This is a genomic window from Luteimonas sp. FCS-9, from assembly GCF_001014645.1.
Taxonomy (GTDB): domain Bacteria; phylum Pseudomonadota; class Gammaproteobacteria; order Xanthomonadales; family Xanthomonadaceae; genus Luteimonas.
The window spans coordinates 119,415-136,319 of sequence record NZ_LASZ01000003.1 but is presented as its reverse complement, the minus strand read 5'-3'; the positions used below and the strand labels follow the sequence as shown (position 1 = coordinate 136,319).

At 70.0% G+C, this 16,905-nt stretch carries 15 protein-coding genes; 5 read left to right on the top strand and 10 right to left on the bottom strand.

Features of this window, described 5'->3' with window-relative positions; all coding sequences use genetic code 11:
- Positions 1 to 60: 60 nt before the first annotated feature.
- Complete coding sequence (locus WQ56_RS03885) at positions 61 to 1,302, top strand: ATP-binding protein (protein ID WP_047135758.1); 1,242 nt, start codon at positions 61 to 63, stop codon at positions 1,300 to 1,302.
- The gene (locus WQ56_RS03880) at positions 1,299 to 1,868 is read left to right on the top strand and encodes a response regulator (RefSeq protein WP_047135757.1); all 570 of its coding nucleotides are present in this window, start codon (positions 1,299 to 1,301) and stop codon (positions 1,866 to 1,868) included. The genes WQ56_RS03885 and WQ56_RS03880 overlap by 4 nt, the downstream gene beginning before the upstream one ends.
- Before the next feature lie 154 nt (positions 1,869 to 2,022).
- Here WQ56_RS03880 and WQ56_RS03875 read toward each other — a convergent pair whose 3' ends face one another.
- The 10 genes from WQ56_RS03875 to WQ56_RS03830 all read right to left on the bottom strand — a co-directional run bounded on the left by WQ56_RS03875 (position 2,023) and on the right by WQ56_RS03830 (position 13,759).
- The gene (locus WQ56_RS03875; RefSeq protein WP_047135919.1) at positions 2,023 to 3,579 is read right to left on the bottom strand and encodes a calcineurin-like phosphoesterase C-terminal domain-containing protein; all 1,557 of its coding nucleotides are present in this window, start codon (positions 3,577 to 3,579) and stop codon (positions 2,023 to 2,025) included.
- 150 nt (positions 3,580 to 3,729) lie between these two features.
- Entirely contained in the window at positions 3,730 to 4,080 is a 351-nt protein-coding gene (locus WQ56_RS03870) for a hypothetical protein (RefSeq protein ID WP_047135756.1), read from the bottom strand.
- A gap of 32 nt (positions 4,081 to 4,112) precedes the next feature.
- Positions 4,113 to 6,860, bottom strand: a complete 2,748-nt coding sequence (gene tssH / locus WQ56_RS03865; RefSeq protein WP_047135755.1) for a type VI secretion system ATPase TssH — start codon at positions 6,858 to 6,860, stop codon at positions 4,113 to 4,115.
- A 34-nt stretch (positions 6,861 to 6,894) separates the two neighbouring features.
- A complete protein-coding gene (gene tssG / locus WQ56_RS03860) occupies positions 6,895 to 7,983 on the bottom strand; it encodes a type VI secretion system baseplate subunit TssG (protein ID WP_047135754.1) in 1,089 nt (362 codons plus the stop codon).
- Positions 7,947 to 9,782 carry a type VI secretion system baseplate subunit TssF gene (gene tssF, locus WQ56_RS03855; RefSeq protein WP_047135753.1) on the bottom strand — a complete coding sequence of 612 codons (1,836 nt, stop codon included), beginning with the start codon at positions 9,780 to 9,782 and terminating at the stop codon, positions 7,947 to 7,949. Before tssF ends, tssG begins: the two co-directional genes overlap by 37 nt.
- Before the next feature lies 1 nt (position 9,783).
- The gene (gene tssE / locus WQ56_RS03850; RefSeq protein ID WP_047135752.1) at positions 9,784 to 10,275 is read right to left on the bottom strand and encodes a type VI secretion system baseplate subunit TssE; all 492 of its coding nucleotides are present in this window, start codon (positions 10,273 to 10,275) and stop codon (positions 9,784 to 9,786) included.
- Positions 10,276 to 10,394: 119 nt separating this feature from the next.
- The gene (locus WQ56_RS03845) at positions 10,395 to 10,892 is read right to left on the bottom strand and encodes a type VI secretion system tube protein Hcp (RefSeq protein ID WP_047135751.1); all 498 of its coding nucleotides are present in this window, start codon (positions 10,890 to 10,892) and stop codon (positions 10,395 to 10,397) included.
- A gap of 142 nt (positions 10,893 to 11,034) precedes the next feature.
- Entirely contained in the window at positions 11,035 to 12,525 is a 1,491-nt protein-coding gene (gene tssC, locus WQ56_RS03840) for a type VI secretion system contractile sheath large subunit (protein ID WP_047135750.1), read from the bottom strand.
- Positions 12,526 to 12,529: 4 nt separating this feature from the next.
- Positions 12,530 to 13,033, bottom strand: a complete 504-nt coding sequence (gene tssB / locus WQ56_RS03835; protein ID WP_047135749.1) for a type VI secretion system contractile sheath small subunit — start codon at positions 13,031 to 13,033, stop codon at positions 12,530 to 12,532.
- 39 nt (positions 13,034 to 13,072) lie between these two features.
- Positions 13,073 to 13,759 carry a hypothetical protein gene (locus WQ56_RS03830; RefSeq protein ID WP_231583345.1) on the bottom strand — a complete coding sequence of 229 codons (687 nt, stop codon included), beginning with the start codon at positions 13,757 to 13,759 and terminating at the stop codon, positions 13,073 to 13,075.
- A gap of 204 nt (positions 13,760 to 13,963) precedes the next feature.
- On the opposite strand from WQ56_RS03830, the gene tssJ reads away from it, so the two are divergent.
- The 3 genes from tssJ (at position 13,964) to icmH (ending at position 16,904) form a co-directional block, all read left to right on the top strand.
- Complete coding sequence (gene tssJ, locus WQ56_RS03825; protein ID WP_231583344.1) at positions 13,964 to 14,599, top strand: type VI secretion system lipoprotein TssJ; 636 nt, start codon at positions 13,964 to 13,966, stop codon at positions 14,597 to 14,599.
- Positions 14,600 to 14,784: 185 nt separating this feature from the next.
- Positions 14,785 to 16,119, top strand: coding sequence for a type VI secretion system baseplate subunit TssK (gene tssK / locus WQ56_RS03820; RefSeq protein WP_047135748.1), 1,335 nt, complete (start codon positions 14,785 to 14,787; stop codon positions 16,117 to 16,119).
- A complete protein-coding gene (icmH, locus tag WQ56_RS03815; protein WP_047135747.1) occupies positions 16,116 to 16,904 on the top strand; it encodes a type IVB secretion system protein IcmH/DotU in 789 nt (262 codons plus the stop codon). The genes tssK and icmH overlap by 4 nt, the downstream gene beginning before the upstream one ends.
- Position 16,905: the final 1 nt, after the last annotated feature.

Here is a 16,905-nt window from a genome sequence, read left to right as displayed (position 1 = left end):
GGGCGCCCAAACGCCGGTCGCGATAGGCGCCCGGCCCCCGGTGCTCTACGATGGCGGCCCATGCAGCCGCAACCCCCCGCCACCGCCCTGCTGCGCACCCTCTACAGCCTGCGCTGGTTCGCGGTGGGCGGGCAGTCGCTGACGATCCTCTGGGCCACCCGCGGTTTCGACATGGGACTGCCGTCCTGGCCGCTGTGGACCGCGGTCGCGGTGCTGGCGGTGTTCAACGTCGCGGTCCACCTGCGGCTGCGCAGCAGCCGCGACGCGGCGCCGGCCGAGGCGTTCGCGCACGTCCTGGTCGACACCGCGGTGCTGACCTGGCTCGTCGCCTGGACCGGCGGCATCGCCAACCCGTTCGCCTCGCTGTTCCTGCTGCCGATCGCGCTGACGGCGATGGCACTGCCGCCGGCCTGGGCGGTTGCCGCAGCGCTGTCGTGCGTCAGCGGCTACCTGCTGGCCGTGCACTTCGGCCAGCCGCTGCCGCACCTGCACGACCGGTTCGACCTGCACCTGGCCGGCATGGCGGTCAACTTCTTCGTTTCGGTTGCGCTGGTGCTGTACTTCCTGATCCGGCTGGCGAGCGCCCGCGACCGCCGCGAGCGGGAACTCGCCGCGCTGCGCGACCGCTTCGTGCGCAACGAGGGCATCCTCGCGCTCGCCACCCATGCCGCCTCGGTCGCCCACGAGCTCAACACTCCGCTGGGCACGATGACGCTGGTGCTCGACGACTTCGACACCGAGGCCCTGCCCACCGCCGCCGCCGAGGACGTCGCGATGCTGCGGCGGCTGGTGGACACCTGCCGCGACCGCGTGCGCTCGCTCGCCAACCCGGCGGACCCCGCGGCCAGCCGCCTGGTCGACATCGGCCGGGTGCTCGACCACTGGCAGCTCGTGCGCCCGACCGTGGTGCTGGTGCGCACCGGCAACGTCGAGCCGCACCTGCGCGTCGACCGCACGATCGGCCACCTGCTGCTGGCCCTGCTCAACAACGCCGCCGATGCCAGCGCCGCCAACGGCAGCCAGCGGGTCGACCTGCGCCTGCAGCTCGACGACGGCATGCTCGACGGCGCGATCCGCGACCACGGCACAGGGTTCGATGCCCAGGCGCCGTTCCTCCCGGTCCTGTTCCGCAGCGGCAAGCCCGACGGCCTCGGCGTCGGCCTGGCGCTCTCGCACGCTGCGATCGAACAACTGGGTGGCGAACTCGACCTGGAGGAGGCGGACGGCGGCGGCGCGGTGCTGCACTTCCGCGTGCCGGTCGACGCGCGCCATGCCGACGCTCCCAAGGAAACGACACGATGAAAGGCCTGCTGGTCGACGACGACACCCTGTACCTGGAAGCGCTGCGGCGCGCACTGACCCGTCGCGGCATCGACTGCGAGGTGGCGCCCGATGCGCCCACCGCGCTCGAGGTCGCCGCGCGCATCGCACCCGACTTCGCGCTGGTCGACCTCAAGCTCGCCGATGCCTCGGGCCTGACGCTGATCGAACCGCTGCGCGCGATCCGCGCCGACATGCGCATCCTGCTGGTGACCGGCTATGCGAGCATCGCCACCGCCGTCGAGGCGATCAAGCGCGGTGCCGACGACTACCTGCCCAAGCCGGTCTCGGCCGACACCCTGCTGCGGATCCTGCACAACACCGACCCGGCACCCGGCGCGGTCGGCGAGGCCGACGACGGCCCGAGCGTCGAGAGCGCGACGATGATCCCGCTGCACCGCCTGGAGTGGGAGCACATCCAGCAGGCGCTGGCCGAGACCGGCGGCAACATCTCCGCGACCGCGCGCCTGCTCGGCATGCATCGCCGCTCGCTGCAGCGCAAGCTCGCCAAGCGCCCCGGCCCGGAGCGCCGCCCGCTGTCGGAGTGAGCGGGCCGCGGCATCCCGCAACCGGGCACGACCGCGCCTGCACGACCGGCACCAGGCCATCGACGCCTGGCGCCGCCCGTTCGCGATCGCGCACCGCGGATGCCCGGCACCGCCTGCGCCAGGTCCACGCCGCGGCCTGCGCCGCCAGGCCCGCTCAGTCGGGCGTCGCCGCGAGCCGGTAGACGGTCCACGCCCGCTGTTCGCCCTGCCAGGGATCGAACGCCCGCACCTCGACGCGATGCTCACCGACCGGCAGGTCGGTCGCGAGCGCGCCGCGCCACAGGTGCGGCGACAGGTCGGCCTCCGGCGAACGGTCGCGTCCGCGCAGACCGTCGGCCAAGTCGTCGCGCACGTTCTCGAGCACCAGGCGCGGATCGGCGCGCTCGACGCGGCGCATCGGCCGCCAGTCGCCGTCGCCGATGCGGTACTCCACCCGCGTGTCGGGCTGCCCCATGTAGACGTTGGCGTAGACGCCCCAGGCCGGATACGCGCCCTGGCGCAGCACGCGCGGCGCGTGCAGCGCCATCGCCGCCGTCGTCGCCGGATCGTCGGCAGGCAACCGCCCCGGTCGCCAGGCCAGCCGGTAGGCGCCGTCGGCCTCGACGCGCAGCGTGGCGAATCCGTTCGGCGTGCCGTCGGCCATCGTCGCCGCCGGCATCCCGTCGGCATCCGGCGCGCCGCTCCAGAACGCCCCGCTCGCCGCGCCGACGTTGTACTCGTGCAGCGGCGCGGCGCCATGCCAGCCCTGCGCCGCACCGTGGCGCACGTGGCGCTGGGTGTGGCGATGGCCGGTGAGCAGCAGCACATGCGGGAATCGCGCCAGCAGCGCGAACAGCCGGGCGCGGTCGGCGCTGCGCACGGTCTCCGGCCCACCTTCGGCCGCGGTGTCGAACCACGGAATGTGCGCGCCGACGACCAGCAGCCGCTCGGTTGACGCCCGCGCCAGGTAGGCCTCGACGAACGCGAACTGGTCCTCGCGCAGCCCGCCGACGTAGGCCGGGCGCGCACCCGGCCGGTGGATCACGTTGTCGAGCATCAGGAAACTGGCCTGCGGTTCCTCCCAGGCGTAGGTCTCGGGGCCGTAGACCGCGCGGTAGGACGCGGTCGAGCCGCCGTCGTCGGATGCGTCGACGTCCAGGTCGTGGTTGCCCGGGACGTGCAGCCACGGCACGTCCAGCCGCGCGGTCGCGGCGTTGATCGCCGGGTACAGCGCCGGCACGTCGTTGCCGACATCGCCCAGGACCAGGCCGAGCGCAGCCGGCTCCCGCGCCGCCGCGGCCACCACGCTGCGCGCGTAGTAGTCGACCTCCGCCTCGCGGCCGGCCTGCGGATCGGCGAACACCAGCACGTCCAGCGCCGTGGCCGGCGCCTGCGCACGCAGCGCGAACCGGCAGTCGCCGCCCCCGCCCTGAGCCTGCCAGTATCGCGGCAACGCGCCGTCGCGCGCGATCGCATGGCCCGCCGGCTTGATCACGAACGCCGTCACGCCGGCGAGGCCCCGGAACCGGCCGTCCGCGTCCGTGTCGACGATCCGCGTCCCGTCCGAGACGCCCACGCCCGCGACGCCCGGCTCGCCCGCATCGGGCACGCCGTTGCCGTTGCGGTCCTCGAACACCAGCCCGGCATCGCAGGCCAGAGCGAGCACGGGCGCGACCCCGAGCAGCGCGACGACGGCGGACAGCAGCGGAACGATGGAACGCGGGTACGACATGGCGGACATCCGGCAGCGGAAAGCGCGCCGATTATGCACCGCGCCCATTGCGGACGATCCGGCCGGGTCGGCGGGATCTGACGGCGCGCGCGCTCGGCACCGGCGCGCCCGCACCAGCGACCGCGTGGCCGGGCCGGCTGCGAGCGCGCCCTAGGCGCTGATGCGCTCGAGCGTCAGCGCGCTGCCCTCGGTGCAATGCAGCACGTAGGTCCGCCCTGCGGACCCGATCGCGATCTCCCGCGCATTGCTGACCAGCCGGTTCGTGCCCAGCGCGGGTGCCACCGTGCGCTGGATGTGCCACGGCATCCGCGACAACCGCACCGCCAGCGACCGCGCATCGGCGCGCACCGCAGCATCGGCCTTGTCCAGCAACTCGACCACATGCTCGGGCCGGATGCGGTTCCATGCCCGCAGCGTCGACAGTGCGCTGCCCGCACGCCCCAGGCCCTGGCTGTCGCAGTTGCCGATGACGCGTGCCCGATCGATCCCGTAGAACTCCATTTGCGCTTCTCCTTCGCTTCGCGAGCGTCGGCTCACGATACCTTGTACTTGAACGCGCCGGACTTGCCTGCGGTCACCTTGACCCGCTCGATGCCGCCGCCTTCTGCCATGCGTGCCAGCACCGTCTCGGCGATCTGCGGCAGCAGCGTCCCGTTGAGGATGTGATCGACGTTGCGCGCCCCTGAATCGACCTCGGTGCAGCGGGCGAGCACCGCTTCGACCAGCGCGTCGTCCCAGGCGAAGGCGGCCTTGTGATTGCGGGCGATGCGCGCGCGGATACGCTCGAGCTTGAGGGTGATGATCCGTGCCAGCGCGTCGTCGTCGACCGGGTAGTACGGCACGACCTTCATGCGACCGAGGAACGCCGGCTTGAAGCGCTGCATCAGCACCGGGCGCAGCGCCTCGGCCAGCGTCTCCGCATCGGGAATCTCGGCCGGCGGTCTGTTGAGGCAGGCCTGCATGATCTGCGCCGAGCCGACGTTGGAGGTCAGGATGATCAAGGTGTTGCGGAAATCGATCTCGCGCCCCTCCGCATCGTCCATCGCGCCCTTGTCGAAGACCTGGAAGAACATCTCCATGACATCGGGATGCGCCTTCTCCACCTCGTCGAGCAGCACCACGCTGTAGGGATTGCGGCGCACCGCCTCGGTGAGCACACCGCCCTCGCCGTAGCCCACGTACCCCGGCGGCGACCCCTTCAGGCCGGAGACGCTGTGCGCCTCCTGGTACTCGCTCATGTTGATCGTCACCAGCTTGCGCTCGCCGCCGTAGAGGATGTCGGCGAGCGCCAGCGCGGTTTCGGTCTTGCCGACCCCCGACGGCCCCACGAACATGAACACGCCGCGCGGCTTGTCCGGGTCTTCGAGCCGGGCGGTCGCGGTGCGCACGCGCTGGGCGATGGCCTCGAGCGCGTGGTCCTGTCCGATGACCCGCTCGCCGAGCAGGCCCGCGAGGTTGCGCACGGTGCGGACTTCGTCCTTGACCATGCGCCCGAGCGGGATGCCGGTCCAGGCGGACACGACCTCGGCGACGACGATGCCGTCGACCTGCAGCGGCACCATCGGCGACTCCCCCTGCAGGTCCGCCAGTTCGGCACGCAACGCGGCCAGCCGCGCCTGCTCGGCAGTGCGCGTCGGCGCCGTCCGGTGCCCGGCGCGTCCGGCCGACGCGTCCGTGCGCACCGGCGCGGCGACCCCGCCGTCGTCGTCCGTGGCCCCGGGTTCGCTGGGATCTGTCGTATCGGCCAGGCCGGTCGGGTCGCCGGCTTCGAGCGCGCCCAACAGCGTGCCGATCTCGCCGGCGAGCGCGCGCTCGCGCGCCAGGCGCGCCTCGCTGGCGACCAGGACCGCCTGCGCCTCCAGCCGCTGCGCGCGCAGCGCATCCAGGCGTTCGCCGTGGTGCGCGCCGCCGGCGACCTCGCGCTCGAGCGCGGCGATTTCCGCATCCAGGCGCTCCAGGCCCCGCTGCGTCTCCTCGACGAGCGCCGGCGTCGCGCTCTGGCCCAGCGCGACCTTCGCGCAAGCCGTATCGAGCACGCCCACCGCCTTGTCGGGCAGCTGCCGGCCGGTGATGTAGCGATGCGACAGGCGCACGGCCTCGGTGATCGCCTCATCGAGCACCCGGATGCCGAAATGGCGTTCCATCAACGGCACCAGGCCCCGCAGCATCGCCGCCGCCAGCGCCTCGGTCGGCTCCTCGACCTTGACCACCTGGAACCGGCGCGCGAGTGCCGCGTCCTTCTCGAAATACTTCTTGTATTCGCCCCATGTCGTCGCGGCGATCGTGCGCAGCTCGCCACGCGCGAGCGCCGGCTTGAGCAGGTTCGCCGCGTCGTTCTGGCCGGCGGCGCCGCCGGCGCCGATCATCGTGTGGGCCTCGTCGATGAACAGGATGATCGGGTGCGGACTTTTCTTGACTTCGTCGATGACGTTCTTGAGGCGGTTCTCGAATTCCCCCTTCACGCTCGCGCCGGCCTGCAACAGCCCCATGTCGAGTACGTGCAGCGACACCCCGCGCAGCACCTCCGGAACATCGTCCCGGGCGATGCGCAGCGCCAACCCCTCGACGACAGCGGTCTTGCCGACACCTGCCTCGCCGGTCAGGATCGGATTGTTCTGGCGCCGGCGCAGCAGGATGTCGACCAGTTGCCGGATTTCGCCGTCGCGGCCGATGACCGGGTCGATGTGGCCGTCGCGGGCGCGCTGCGTGAGATCGGTCGTGAACTGGTCCAGCGCCGGGGTTCGCGACAGCCCGCCAGCGGCGACGGGCACCTCTTCGCCCGCGTCGGCGAAGCCCACGGCCTGCGTCGACTCGATCGAGCCTTCGGTGAGCTTGGCGAAATCGTGCTTGAGCGCCTCGCGCTGCACCTTCGCGAACAGGGACGACCCGCGCTGCGCCAGTTGCGCCAGGTCGGGCTCGGTCAGCAGGGCGAGCAGCAGGTGGCCACTGCGGATGCGCGTCGTGCCCGACTCGAGCGAGGCCAGCAGCCAGGCGTGCTCGAACAGCGCCGGCAGGTGCTGGGAGAAGACCGGCGTGCGCGTATTGCCGTTGCGCACGCGTTCGAGCTCGCCGCGCAGGTCGCGCTCCAGGGCCTCCGGCGCGATCCCGCTGCGCTGCATGACCAGCGCGAAGTCGCTTTGCGGCTGCTCCAGCAGCGCCAGGAACAGGTGTTCGAGGTCGACCTCGTAGTGACCGTGCGCCATGCACAGGTTCGCGGCGCGCTCGGCGGCCTGCCGGGAGGTGTCGTTGAGCTTGCTGATGAGGGTCTTGAGGTTGCGCATGGACCGCGGGACGCTCCGTGTCGGGTCGAAGGAATCAGTGCAGGGTGTGGAGGTGATAGCAGGCATCCGATCGCGGTGTCGGCGACGGACGGGTGCACAGGTGGCTGTCCCAGCCCAGGCGGCCGCCCCGGCCATCGACGAACCCGACCGGCTGCACGTCCTCGGCGCGGATGACCAGTCGCACCTCGTACTCGAGCACGCAGCCGGTCAGCAGCGTCAGCCATTTGCCGAGCGCGAGCGCGGCGCTGCCGCCGGGCAGGAAATCGTCGAATGCGGCGCGGTCGAGCGGTCCGATGGACAACCGCATCCGCAGGTCGCGCTGCCATACCCGGTCGCCGGCGAGCGCCGTGGTCCCGAGCCCGGCGTTCGCCATGCCGAGCCGGGTCCGCTGGTCCGCCGGCACGGTGTACCAGGCCCCCGCGAACTGCTCGACCTGCACGTCGACGCCGAAGTACTCGCACAGCACCTGCCGCAGCATTGCCGCCGAGACCGGTCGCTGGCGGATCGCACCGGCGTAGTAGGCGGCCGCCTGATCGAAGATCTCGCCGTCGCCACCGCGCATCCGGTCGCGCAGCCCGTCCATGCCCAGCCCGCCGAGCGACAGCGCGAGCGGCAGGAAACGCTCGCGCCGGTCGAGTTCGTACTGCATCGCCAGGCGATGCTTCTTCCAGGCGCCGTAGTGCAGCGCCACCGCACGCGTCGTGAAGATGTCCAGGAACGCGCGCGCGGCACGGTCGCGCTGGTAGGTCTCCCGCTCGGCAAGCGTCTCGGTGTAGTGCAGCGGCAGCGCGCCCGAGACGCCGAGCAGCCCCATGAAGCTGGGCGTGAGGTGCACCTCGCCGACCGTCTCGGTGGCCGCCGCGTGCTCGATCGCCGCCGGCTTCTCCAGCGGCTCGCCATCGGACGCGTATGCCTGCACCGCCTCGAGCTCCGCGGCCGGGAACCCCAGCGACAGCGTGTTGCGGAATCGCAGGTGGCGCGGCACCGCGTCGGCCACCGTGGTGCCCTGCCCGACAAACAGGTGCTCGAGAATCCGCATCGCCTGGAAGAACTCGAAGCGGTGCGGTTCGGCGAGCAGCTGCTGCGCTACACCAGGATCGAATCGCCGCTTCGGGGCTCGCATCGGATCAGCACCTCGTCGTCGTGGATGGAGAGCAGCGTGAGCTGGGTGAAGCTGTTGGCGTGCACGTACAGGCCGAAGAAGCGGTCCATCACGCCGGCGAACGCCGCGATGCCGACGCCGACGAAGGCCGCCGGATCGATCGTCATCCGGATCTCGACGCCGCGTACGACCGACGCGAAATGGCGCCCGGGCAGCCAGGCGGTCGCCGCGCGATGCTCGATGCCGGCGATGCCTTCGATCTGGCGGGCGGTCACGCCGCTGCCGGCGATGTCGTAGAGCCGCAGCATCTCGCGGATCGCCGGCAACGCGTCCTGGGTCAGCGACAGGCTGTTGAGCGAGAGATGGGAAATCAGGCGCCACTGCGCGGCGCGACCTCGCCGGAACCGGAGCGACCGGGTGGGCTTGCGCAGCAGCGCGATCGCCCTCGCAGGGCTGCCGCCCTCCATGCTCAGGTCGCCACCCTGAACGCCGTAGGCCAGGTGCGCCGGCAGATCGCGGTTGGTGCAGGTCAGCTCCACGCTCGCCACGTCGGTCCTGGGCAGCGTGGGACTGAACGCCACGTCGACGAACGCGATCTCGGTCTCGAAGCCGGGGCTGCTGCGCGCGACGTCCTCGTCGCGCCGGCTCATCCAGTACGCGCCGCTGCGCTCCGGGTCCTCGCCGTGCTGCAGCGAGTAGAACGGCCGGTAGCGCATCACCTGCTCGCCCTGCGGCGTCGTACGGACGCGCTGGACCGAATCGATCGAGCTCACTTCGTAGGCCCAGGCCCGGCGGGCGTCGGCGACGACCGGATACGTCGCGGTGCGATGGGTGATGCGGATCGGCTCGCCGTGCTGGGCGAACAGGTTGACCACCGGCGTGCAGCCCAGCAGGACGTTCGCCGGCCCGAGGTGCTCGAGCACGCGGTTGTCCGCGTGATCGCCGGCCCCACCCCGCAGCACGAGGTGGACGGTGAACGCCCGAGACGCTCCGGCGCATGCCCGGGGGAGATCGAGATCGAAGAAACCGAACTTCTCCGGGAACGCGAACAACTCGGTCAGCAACCGGTACGCCGGATGCGACCGCCTGGGGTAGTCGATCAGCGCATCGGCATCCGAGAAGCCGGCCTGGCGCAGCAGCGGCGCGTCCATCGCGCGCCAGCGGCCGTCGTCGTCCGCCTCCACGTAGGTTCCGAGCACGCCCAGCGCCAGTGCATCGCGGGCGGCCGCGCAGAACGACGGCTCGCCATCGACGAACAGGCGCATGGCCCCGTCCCCCAGGCTCGCGAAGGATGCCTGGTCGGACGCGAGCCCGAATCGCAGCGAGATCTGTCCGCCGGCGCCCGCCGGCAGGCGCGTCGCCATCGGTGCCTGCGCCACCGGGCGATGCGAGGCGGCGGTGATCGTCAGCGGCAGCAACGCCACGTCGCTGGTGGTCCGAAACCGGCAGCTCACGCCCCGCACGGGCCGCGACGACAGCATCGTGCCGCGCGGCAGGCGGACCGGCGCGCTGAGCCGCGAGGCGCCCGGTCCCAGGTCGAAACGCGCGATCGAGCAGGACGGGAACGGTCGCAGGTAGTGGGGGTACAGGACCTCCAGCAGCGCGTCGGTGAACTCCGGATAGTCGTCCTCGATCCGCTTGGAGATCCGTGCGCCGAGGAATGCGAACGACTCGATCAGCCGCTCGACGTGCGGGTCCTGGCTGCCATCAGCCGACAGCAGCAGACGGTTGGCGATCCTGGGGTAGCGCTCGGCGAATTCGCGGCCGTAGCGCCGGAGATAGGCGAGCTCGCGCTCGTAGAACGGCAGCAGTTCCTGCACGTCAGGCGACCGCGGCCTGGCGGCGCATGCGGCTGATCGAGTACTGCAGCGTCGTGGGCTGCAGCAGCGCATCGAAACTGACCGCCTCCCGTGCGGGCTGCAGGTCGAGCAAGGCGTGGATCGTGAAACGCAGTCCCGCGCCCAGATAAGGACTGGCGTCGAGCGAAACCTGCACGTCGTGCAGCCGGGGTTCGTGTCGCGCGATCGCCTGCTCGAGCGCGCGGCAGATATCGGCACGATCGTAGGCGTTGGCGAGGCTCATCGCCGAGAAATCCGACAGCCCGTAGGTCATCAGCGACCTGCGGCATTGCGGAAAGGCCTCGAGCTCGGTCTCGGCGAACGCCGAGCGGCTGTTGAGCAGGCCCTCCAGGTCGCGCGCGACCGATTCCTTGTACTGCTCGACGGAGACCGCCTGCGGACTCGCCGGTCCGCGGGACGACCGCGGCGCGTCGTCGAAGAGCTTTTCCAGCAGGCTGGGTTCGAATCCTTTCATGTTCCTGCATCTTGCGCCGCATGTCGGCGAGGCTTGCGGGCATGTCCAGCCCGTGTCATGGCGGAACCGCCGCGGCGCCAAATGCGGTGGCGACGTCGCGCCACCGCATCCCAGCGCAATCAGGCGCTGTAGTTGGGCACGTTCTTGCTCGCGCTCCACTGGGCGACGGTCTTGCCGCCGACGCCGCCTTCCGCCTTCTGCTGGTTGTAGGTCCACTTGATGGCCGCGAAGCTCAGCTGCACGACCTCCTGTGGCATGCCGTCCTCATCAACGGTCGTCGTCACGCGATGGACCAGCACGTTCAGCAGCTCGACCAGATAGTAGTTGATCGCGTTGCCGTCCTTGTCGGCGCGCATGAACTCGATGCGGGCCTTCGGGAACGTGGTGCCGCTGGCACAGGCCTGGTTGAGCGGCGTGGTCGACAGGTCGATGGACTTGACCACCTCGATCGGCGACAGGTTCACGCGCGCGGCGGTCTGGCCGCCGGACGTGGACGCGGTCGCCGAGCGCGGCTGCAGCAGGTCCTGGGAGAACGACTTGATCTCGATCCAGTCCTTGTGCTTGTCGTCGCGGGACTCGCCCTTGATGGTGTCGATTGACAGGAATGCATGTTGCATAATCTGGTTTTCCTTGTTCCGTTCTTCCGTGAGATTGAGGATGCCGGCGCGAGCCGGCGATTGTTGATCTGCCGCCCGTCCGGGCGGCTGCGTCACTGCACAGCAGGGTCTGCGCCCCCGGACGCACAACAAGGCAACATCGCTACGCCTTCTTGGCCGTGGCCGGCAGTTCGGCCACCAGACGCAACGAAACAGACAGCTCGTCGAGCTGGAAATGCGGCCTGAGGAAGGCCACCGCGCGGTAGACACCGGGCTTGCCCGGCACCTCCGAAACCTGGATCGACGCCTCGCGCAGCGGATACTGCGCCTTGGCCTCCTGCCCGGCGTTGTCGTCGAGCAGCACGTACTGCGCGATCCACCTGTTGAGGAAGTCCTCGACATTACCGGCCGAGGCGAAGCTGCCGATCTTCTCGCGCATCATCGACTTGAGGTAGTGCGCGATGCGCGAGACGGCGAAGATGTACTGCAGTTGCGCCGAGAGGATCGCATTGGCGTTCGCGGCATCGGTGTTGTACTTCTTCGGCTTCTGTACGGACTGCGCGCCGAAGAATGCGGCGTAGTCGGTGTTCTTGCAGTGCACCAGCGGGATGAAGCCCAGGTCGCTGAGCTCCTTCTCGCGCCGGTCGGTGATCGCGATCTCGGTCGGGCATTTGAGTGCGACCTCGCCATCGTCGGTCCGGAAGGTGTGGGTCGGCAGGTCCTCCACCAGGCCGCCGCCTTCCACGCCACGGATCGCCGCGCACCAGCCATAGTCCTCGAACGCCTTGGTCAACCGCGCGCCCATCGCGTAGGCGGTGTTGCACCACAGGTACTTGCCGTGATCGGCGGCGTCGACCTCCTCCACGAAGTTGAACCCCTCCACCGTTGTCCCGTCCTTGGGGTTGTACGGCAGGCGGCCCAGGAAACGCGGTAGTGTCAGGCCCACATAGCGGCTGTCCTCGCCGTCGCGGAAGGACTTCCACTTCGCGTACTCGACCGTGTCGAAGATCTTCGCCAGGTCGCGCGGCTTGCCCAGTTCGGTAAAGCTCTCCAGCCCGAACATGTCCTCGGATGCCGCCGCGATGAACGGCGCGTGCGCGGCCGCGGCCACGTGCGACATCTGCTCGACGAAGTACATGTCCTCGGGCTGCCGCCCGATGTGGTAATCGCCGATCAGCGCGCCGAAGGGCGCTCCGCCGAAGGTGCCGAACTCCTCCTCGTAGATCTTCTTGAACAGCGCGCTCTGGTCGAAATCGATGGCCGACTTGAAATCGCGGACCAGGTCCTTCTGGGGCGCGTTGAACACCTTGATCTTGAGTTGCGAACCGGTCGACGTCTGCTCGCACAGGTAGTGCAGGCCGCGCCAGCTGCTCTCGAGCTTCTGGAACTCGGGCGCGTGCAGGATCGCGCTGAGCTGCTCGGAAATGAGCCTGTCGAGCTCGGCCACCCGGGCGTCGAGCGTCAGGTTGAGGTTGTCAGACACCACCACGGTGCCGTCGAGGACTTCCCTGGCCAGTTCGGAGATGATGTCCCGTGCACGCGTGCGTTCCTGGTCGGAACGCGCGACGCGGCTGGTCTCGATGATCTGGTCCAGCAGCCCGCCCTCGGCGACGACGGGGCTTGCGGCTTCGGCAGTGCTCGCCTGTGCGGCCATGCGCTTACTCCTGGGTTTCCTTCGGGCCGAGCTGCCTGAGCTGTTCGGTGTTGTTGAGCACGTCCGAGAGCAGGTCCTCGAGCTTCTCGTTGCCGGCGATCTTGTTGCGCAGGTCGGCAAGCTTCGCCCGCGACTCGAGCAGGCGGCGCAGCGGTTCGACCTGCTGCACGACCGATTCGGGCCGGAAGTCGTCGATCGACTTGAACTTCAGCTCGACCGCGAACTCGCCGCCCTCCTCGCTCAGCTTGTTCGGCACGCGGAACGTGGCACGCGGCGCCATGCCCTCCACGACTTCGTCGAAGTTGTCGAGGTCGACGTTGACGAACTTGCGGTCCTTGACCTTCGCGAGCGGCTGCTCGGGATTGCCGCTGAAGTCGCCGAGCACGCCGACGACGAACGGAATCTCCTTCTGCTCGATCGCATCGCCCTTTTCGACGTCGTAGGTGAGCTGCACGCGCGGCGGACGCACCTTCTGCAGGCGCTTCTGGACGCTATCCTTCTTGGACATCTGATTCGTCTCCTGACGAATGGGGAGGCTCGCGCGGGATCAATTCCCGCCGATGCGCTGGAACGGATCGGACGACGCCGGTCGTGCGGGCGCAGGCTCGGGCTGGGCAGGTCGCGCCGCGGGCTGCGCGGCAGCAGGGCGTCGCGGGGCCGCACCGGAGGAGCCGCGTCGCCGGGTCTCGCGCTCGGGCGGGGGCGCCTCCTCCTGCAGGATGTCGGCCCCCATCGTGGCGCGCAGCGTGCCGGCCAGGGCCTCGGCCTCGCGCCTGGCCGTGTTGGAACCGAGCGCACCGCGCCTTTGCAGCCGCAGCAGCGACTGGTTCGCGATCCGGAACCCGCTGACGGTGAGGATGCCGTCCGCGACAAGATCATCTCCGTCGCGCTGCAGCACTTCCTCCGCCGCGACGATCGCGCGGGCGTAGTTCTCGTTGTTGAATTCGATCTGCGCGATCCGTACCCACGGATCCTTGCGCGTCGGATCGGCCTTCCCCGCGTCCGCGAAGCCGATCAGCGCGGCCTCGTTGCGGCCTGCTGCGGCATCGGCCTCGGCCACCGCGAGCAGCCCCGCATAATCCCCGCCCGACTCGCGCGCCTCCTTTCGGAAGGCACAGCCGCCGAGCATCGCCACCAGTGCGAATCCGACCAGCGGCCGCACGACCCACGCCATTCCTTTCGTCTTCATGACAATCCCGATCAATCCTGAAGGTTCCATCCACGCGACGTCCATCGCGCGGTCGCCCCGCCGCCGTTCCACGGCACCCGGGGACGAATCGCATCCTGTCCACACCATCTGCGACCACAACCGATATAGTCGCAGCGCACCGGAATCGTCAAGCGGCGCTCGACGCTCCCGGCCGCGACCACGGACGGGCAACCTGCCCCGCCGTCGTCACCGGACCATTAAAAATCACCAGGGAATGGGATTTCAAGTATGCGAACGGACATGAAGCGGGGGAACCGGACATCCGTCCGCAGACTCGAAGCGACCGCGGTCACAGTGCTGGTGGCCTTGCTGGCAGCCGGCTGCGGCTCGACGCCCGACACGCCGGGGCTGTTCGGCAAGGCGATGCAGCGCATCGGCATCTCCGAGCCCAGCCCCGAGCGCGCGCGTCTCGTACCGGTGCGCCTCCATGGCGGCGAGAACCTCAATGCCGGCGTGGGCGGCCGCCCCAGCGCCGTCGTGCTCAAGATCTATCAGCTGCGCGACGGCCAGCGATTCGACGCCGCCCCGTTTGCGGCGTTTCTCGATGAAGATTCGGAAAAACAGGCACTTGGCCAGGATCTGCTTGCGGTCGACGAGATCGTCCTCGCGCCCGGGGCGCGGCAGGAGCGACCGACGCAGGTCGCGGCCGGCACGGGCGCCATCGGCGTGGTGGCACTGTTCCAGGCGCCAGCGAACGGACGATGGCGCCTGCGCTTCGACGCGGCCCATGCCGACCTCGAGCGCGACGGCATCACGCTGGGGGTCCACGCCTGCGCGCTGACCACCAGCAGCCCGGCGCTGCGCACGCGGACGGCCGCCGCCCCCTCGAGCCTGGTGTCGGTCCGATGCGCCGATGCACGATGACCCGACATGGAATTCGGAGTTTTCCGAATCGCGGGCGGGTATTTCTTTCGGGTATCGTGCCGCCTGGCGCTTGATCCGGCCGGCGCGAGCGGCGAGGATGGGCCGATCGGAAACACGGAAGCGTCCTGTGGTCGAGCGACGCGCGCAACACTGACAAGGAAGATGGCGTGTCGCATGTAAGCCCGATGTCGAAGGTCTTCTGGGGTGAGGGACTCTTCCTGCGCCCGCAGCACTTCCAGCGCCAGGACGCCTACCACGAGGCCCGTCTCCACGAACTCGCCCAGAGCCTGCATCCGCACGCCTGGGGCCTGCGGCGCGTACGCATCGATCGCCAGGGCCTGGCCCACGGGACGTTGCGGATGCTGGAGGTTTCGGCGGTGTTCCCCGATGGCGAGGGCCTCGACGCGCCCGCGCACGACACGCTGCCCGAGTCGCTGTCGCTGGCGGACCTGCCGGACGGCGTCGCCGCCACGACCGTCCATCTGGCGCTGCCGTTGCTGCGCGAACACGGCGGCAACAGCCACGCCGGCGACACGCAGGCTGCGACCCGGTTCGTGCAGCAGAATCTCGCCACGCCGGATCTGTTCACGGACGCCGCCGAGGCGGATCTGGCCTACCTGCGCAAGTCCGTGCGGCTGCTGACCGACGACGCGCCGCGCGATGCCTACGTGTCGCTGCCGGTCGCCCGCATCCGGCGCACGTCGACCGGCGCCTTCGAGGTGGACGAGACCTTCGTGCCGCCGTCGCTGCAGATCGCCGCGTCACCGGGCGTGCACATGCAGCTGCGCGCGCTGCTCGATTCGCTGCATGCGAAGGTCGACGCGCTGTACGGGCTGCACCGGCAGCCCTCGCAGCACATCATCGAGTTCCGTTCGGGGGACATCGCCTCGTTCTGGCTGCTGCACACCGCAAGTTCGGCCTTCGCCACGCTCTCCCATCTCTTCCAGCACCCCGGCCTGCACCCCGAGCGCCTGCACCAGGAACTGCTGCGGCTCGCGGGCGGCCTGCTCACGTTCTCGCGCAAGTACGCGCTCGACGACCTCCCGCACTACGACCACGCACAGCCCGAGGCCGGGTTCGAGCAGCTGTTCTCGATGGTCCGCGAACTGCTCGATACCGTGATCTCGGCGCGCTACTTCCAGATCGCGCTGTCGGAGATCAAGCCATCCTTCCACCTGGGACGGATCGACTCGCAGCGCATCGACGACGATTCGGCGTTCTACATCGCCGTGGCGGCCGACATGCCCGCGCAGGAGCTCATCCAGAGCGTGCCGGTGCGCTTCAAGGTCGGTGCGCCCGACGACGTCGAGAAATGCGTGTTGTCCGCGCTGCCGGGCGTCAAGCTCACGCATGCGGCGCAGGTCCCGGCCGCGATCCCGGTGCGGCCGGGCAGCCACTACTTCGCCGTGGAACCACGCGGCCCCCTCTTCGAACGGATGCTCAAGGCGCAGTCGCTGATGATCTACACGCCCGCCGGGCTGGCCGACCTCAAGCTCGAACTGATCGCGGTGGCGTCATGAATCGGGGCCTGCCTCCCGTTCCCGCGCCGATGCCGTCGCTGACGCCGCAGCAGGCGTCGCCGCAGGGCGGCGCGGTCGCCGCCCCCCGCACGCTGCTCGACCTGTTCGCCGACGGCTTCTACCTGCTGCTGATGCTCAAGCGCGGCCGGCTGCCGCAGGACGCCGAGACCTTCGTGCAGTCGGTCCAGCGGCTGCTCGACGGCATCGAGCGCAGCGCGGTCAAGATGGGCATCGCGGCGGAGGACATCTACGCCGCGAAGTACGCGTTCTGCGCCGCGGTCGACGAGGCGATCCTGTCGCAGCCTTCGACGCTTCGGGACCAGTGGGAACTCCAGCCGCTGCAGTTGCGCCTGTTCGGCGACCACCTGGCAGGCGAGCATTTCTTCGAGCGTCTCGAGTCACTGCGGGCCCAGGGCGCGCAGCGGCTGCAGTCGCTCGAGGTCTACCACTACTGCCTGCTGCTGGGCTTCGAGGGCAGGTACCGGCTCGAGGGGCCGGAAAAGCTGGGGTATCTGACCGCCCGGCTCGGCGACGAGATCATCTACCTCAAGGGGCGCCGCACCGGCTTCGCGCCGCACTGGCCCCCGCCCGACAGCGTGCGCCACGCGTTGCGCCGCGTCGCGCCGCTGTGGCTGCCGGCGGCGATCGTCGCCGCGTTCGGGATGCTCGGCTGGCTGGGGCTCAACGCCTGGCTGGATCGCCAGACCGAGCGCGAGCTGGCCGCCTACGCCGACGTCGTGCAGATGCCCGAGCGCACTGCACATATCACCATCACCTTGCCATGAG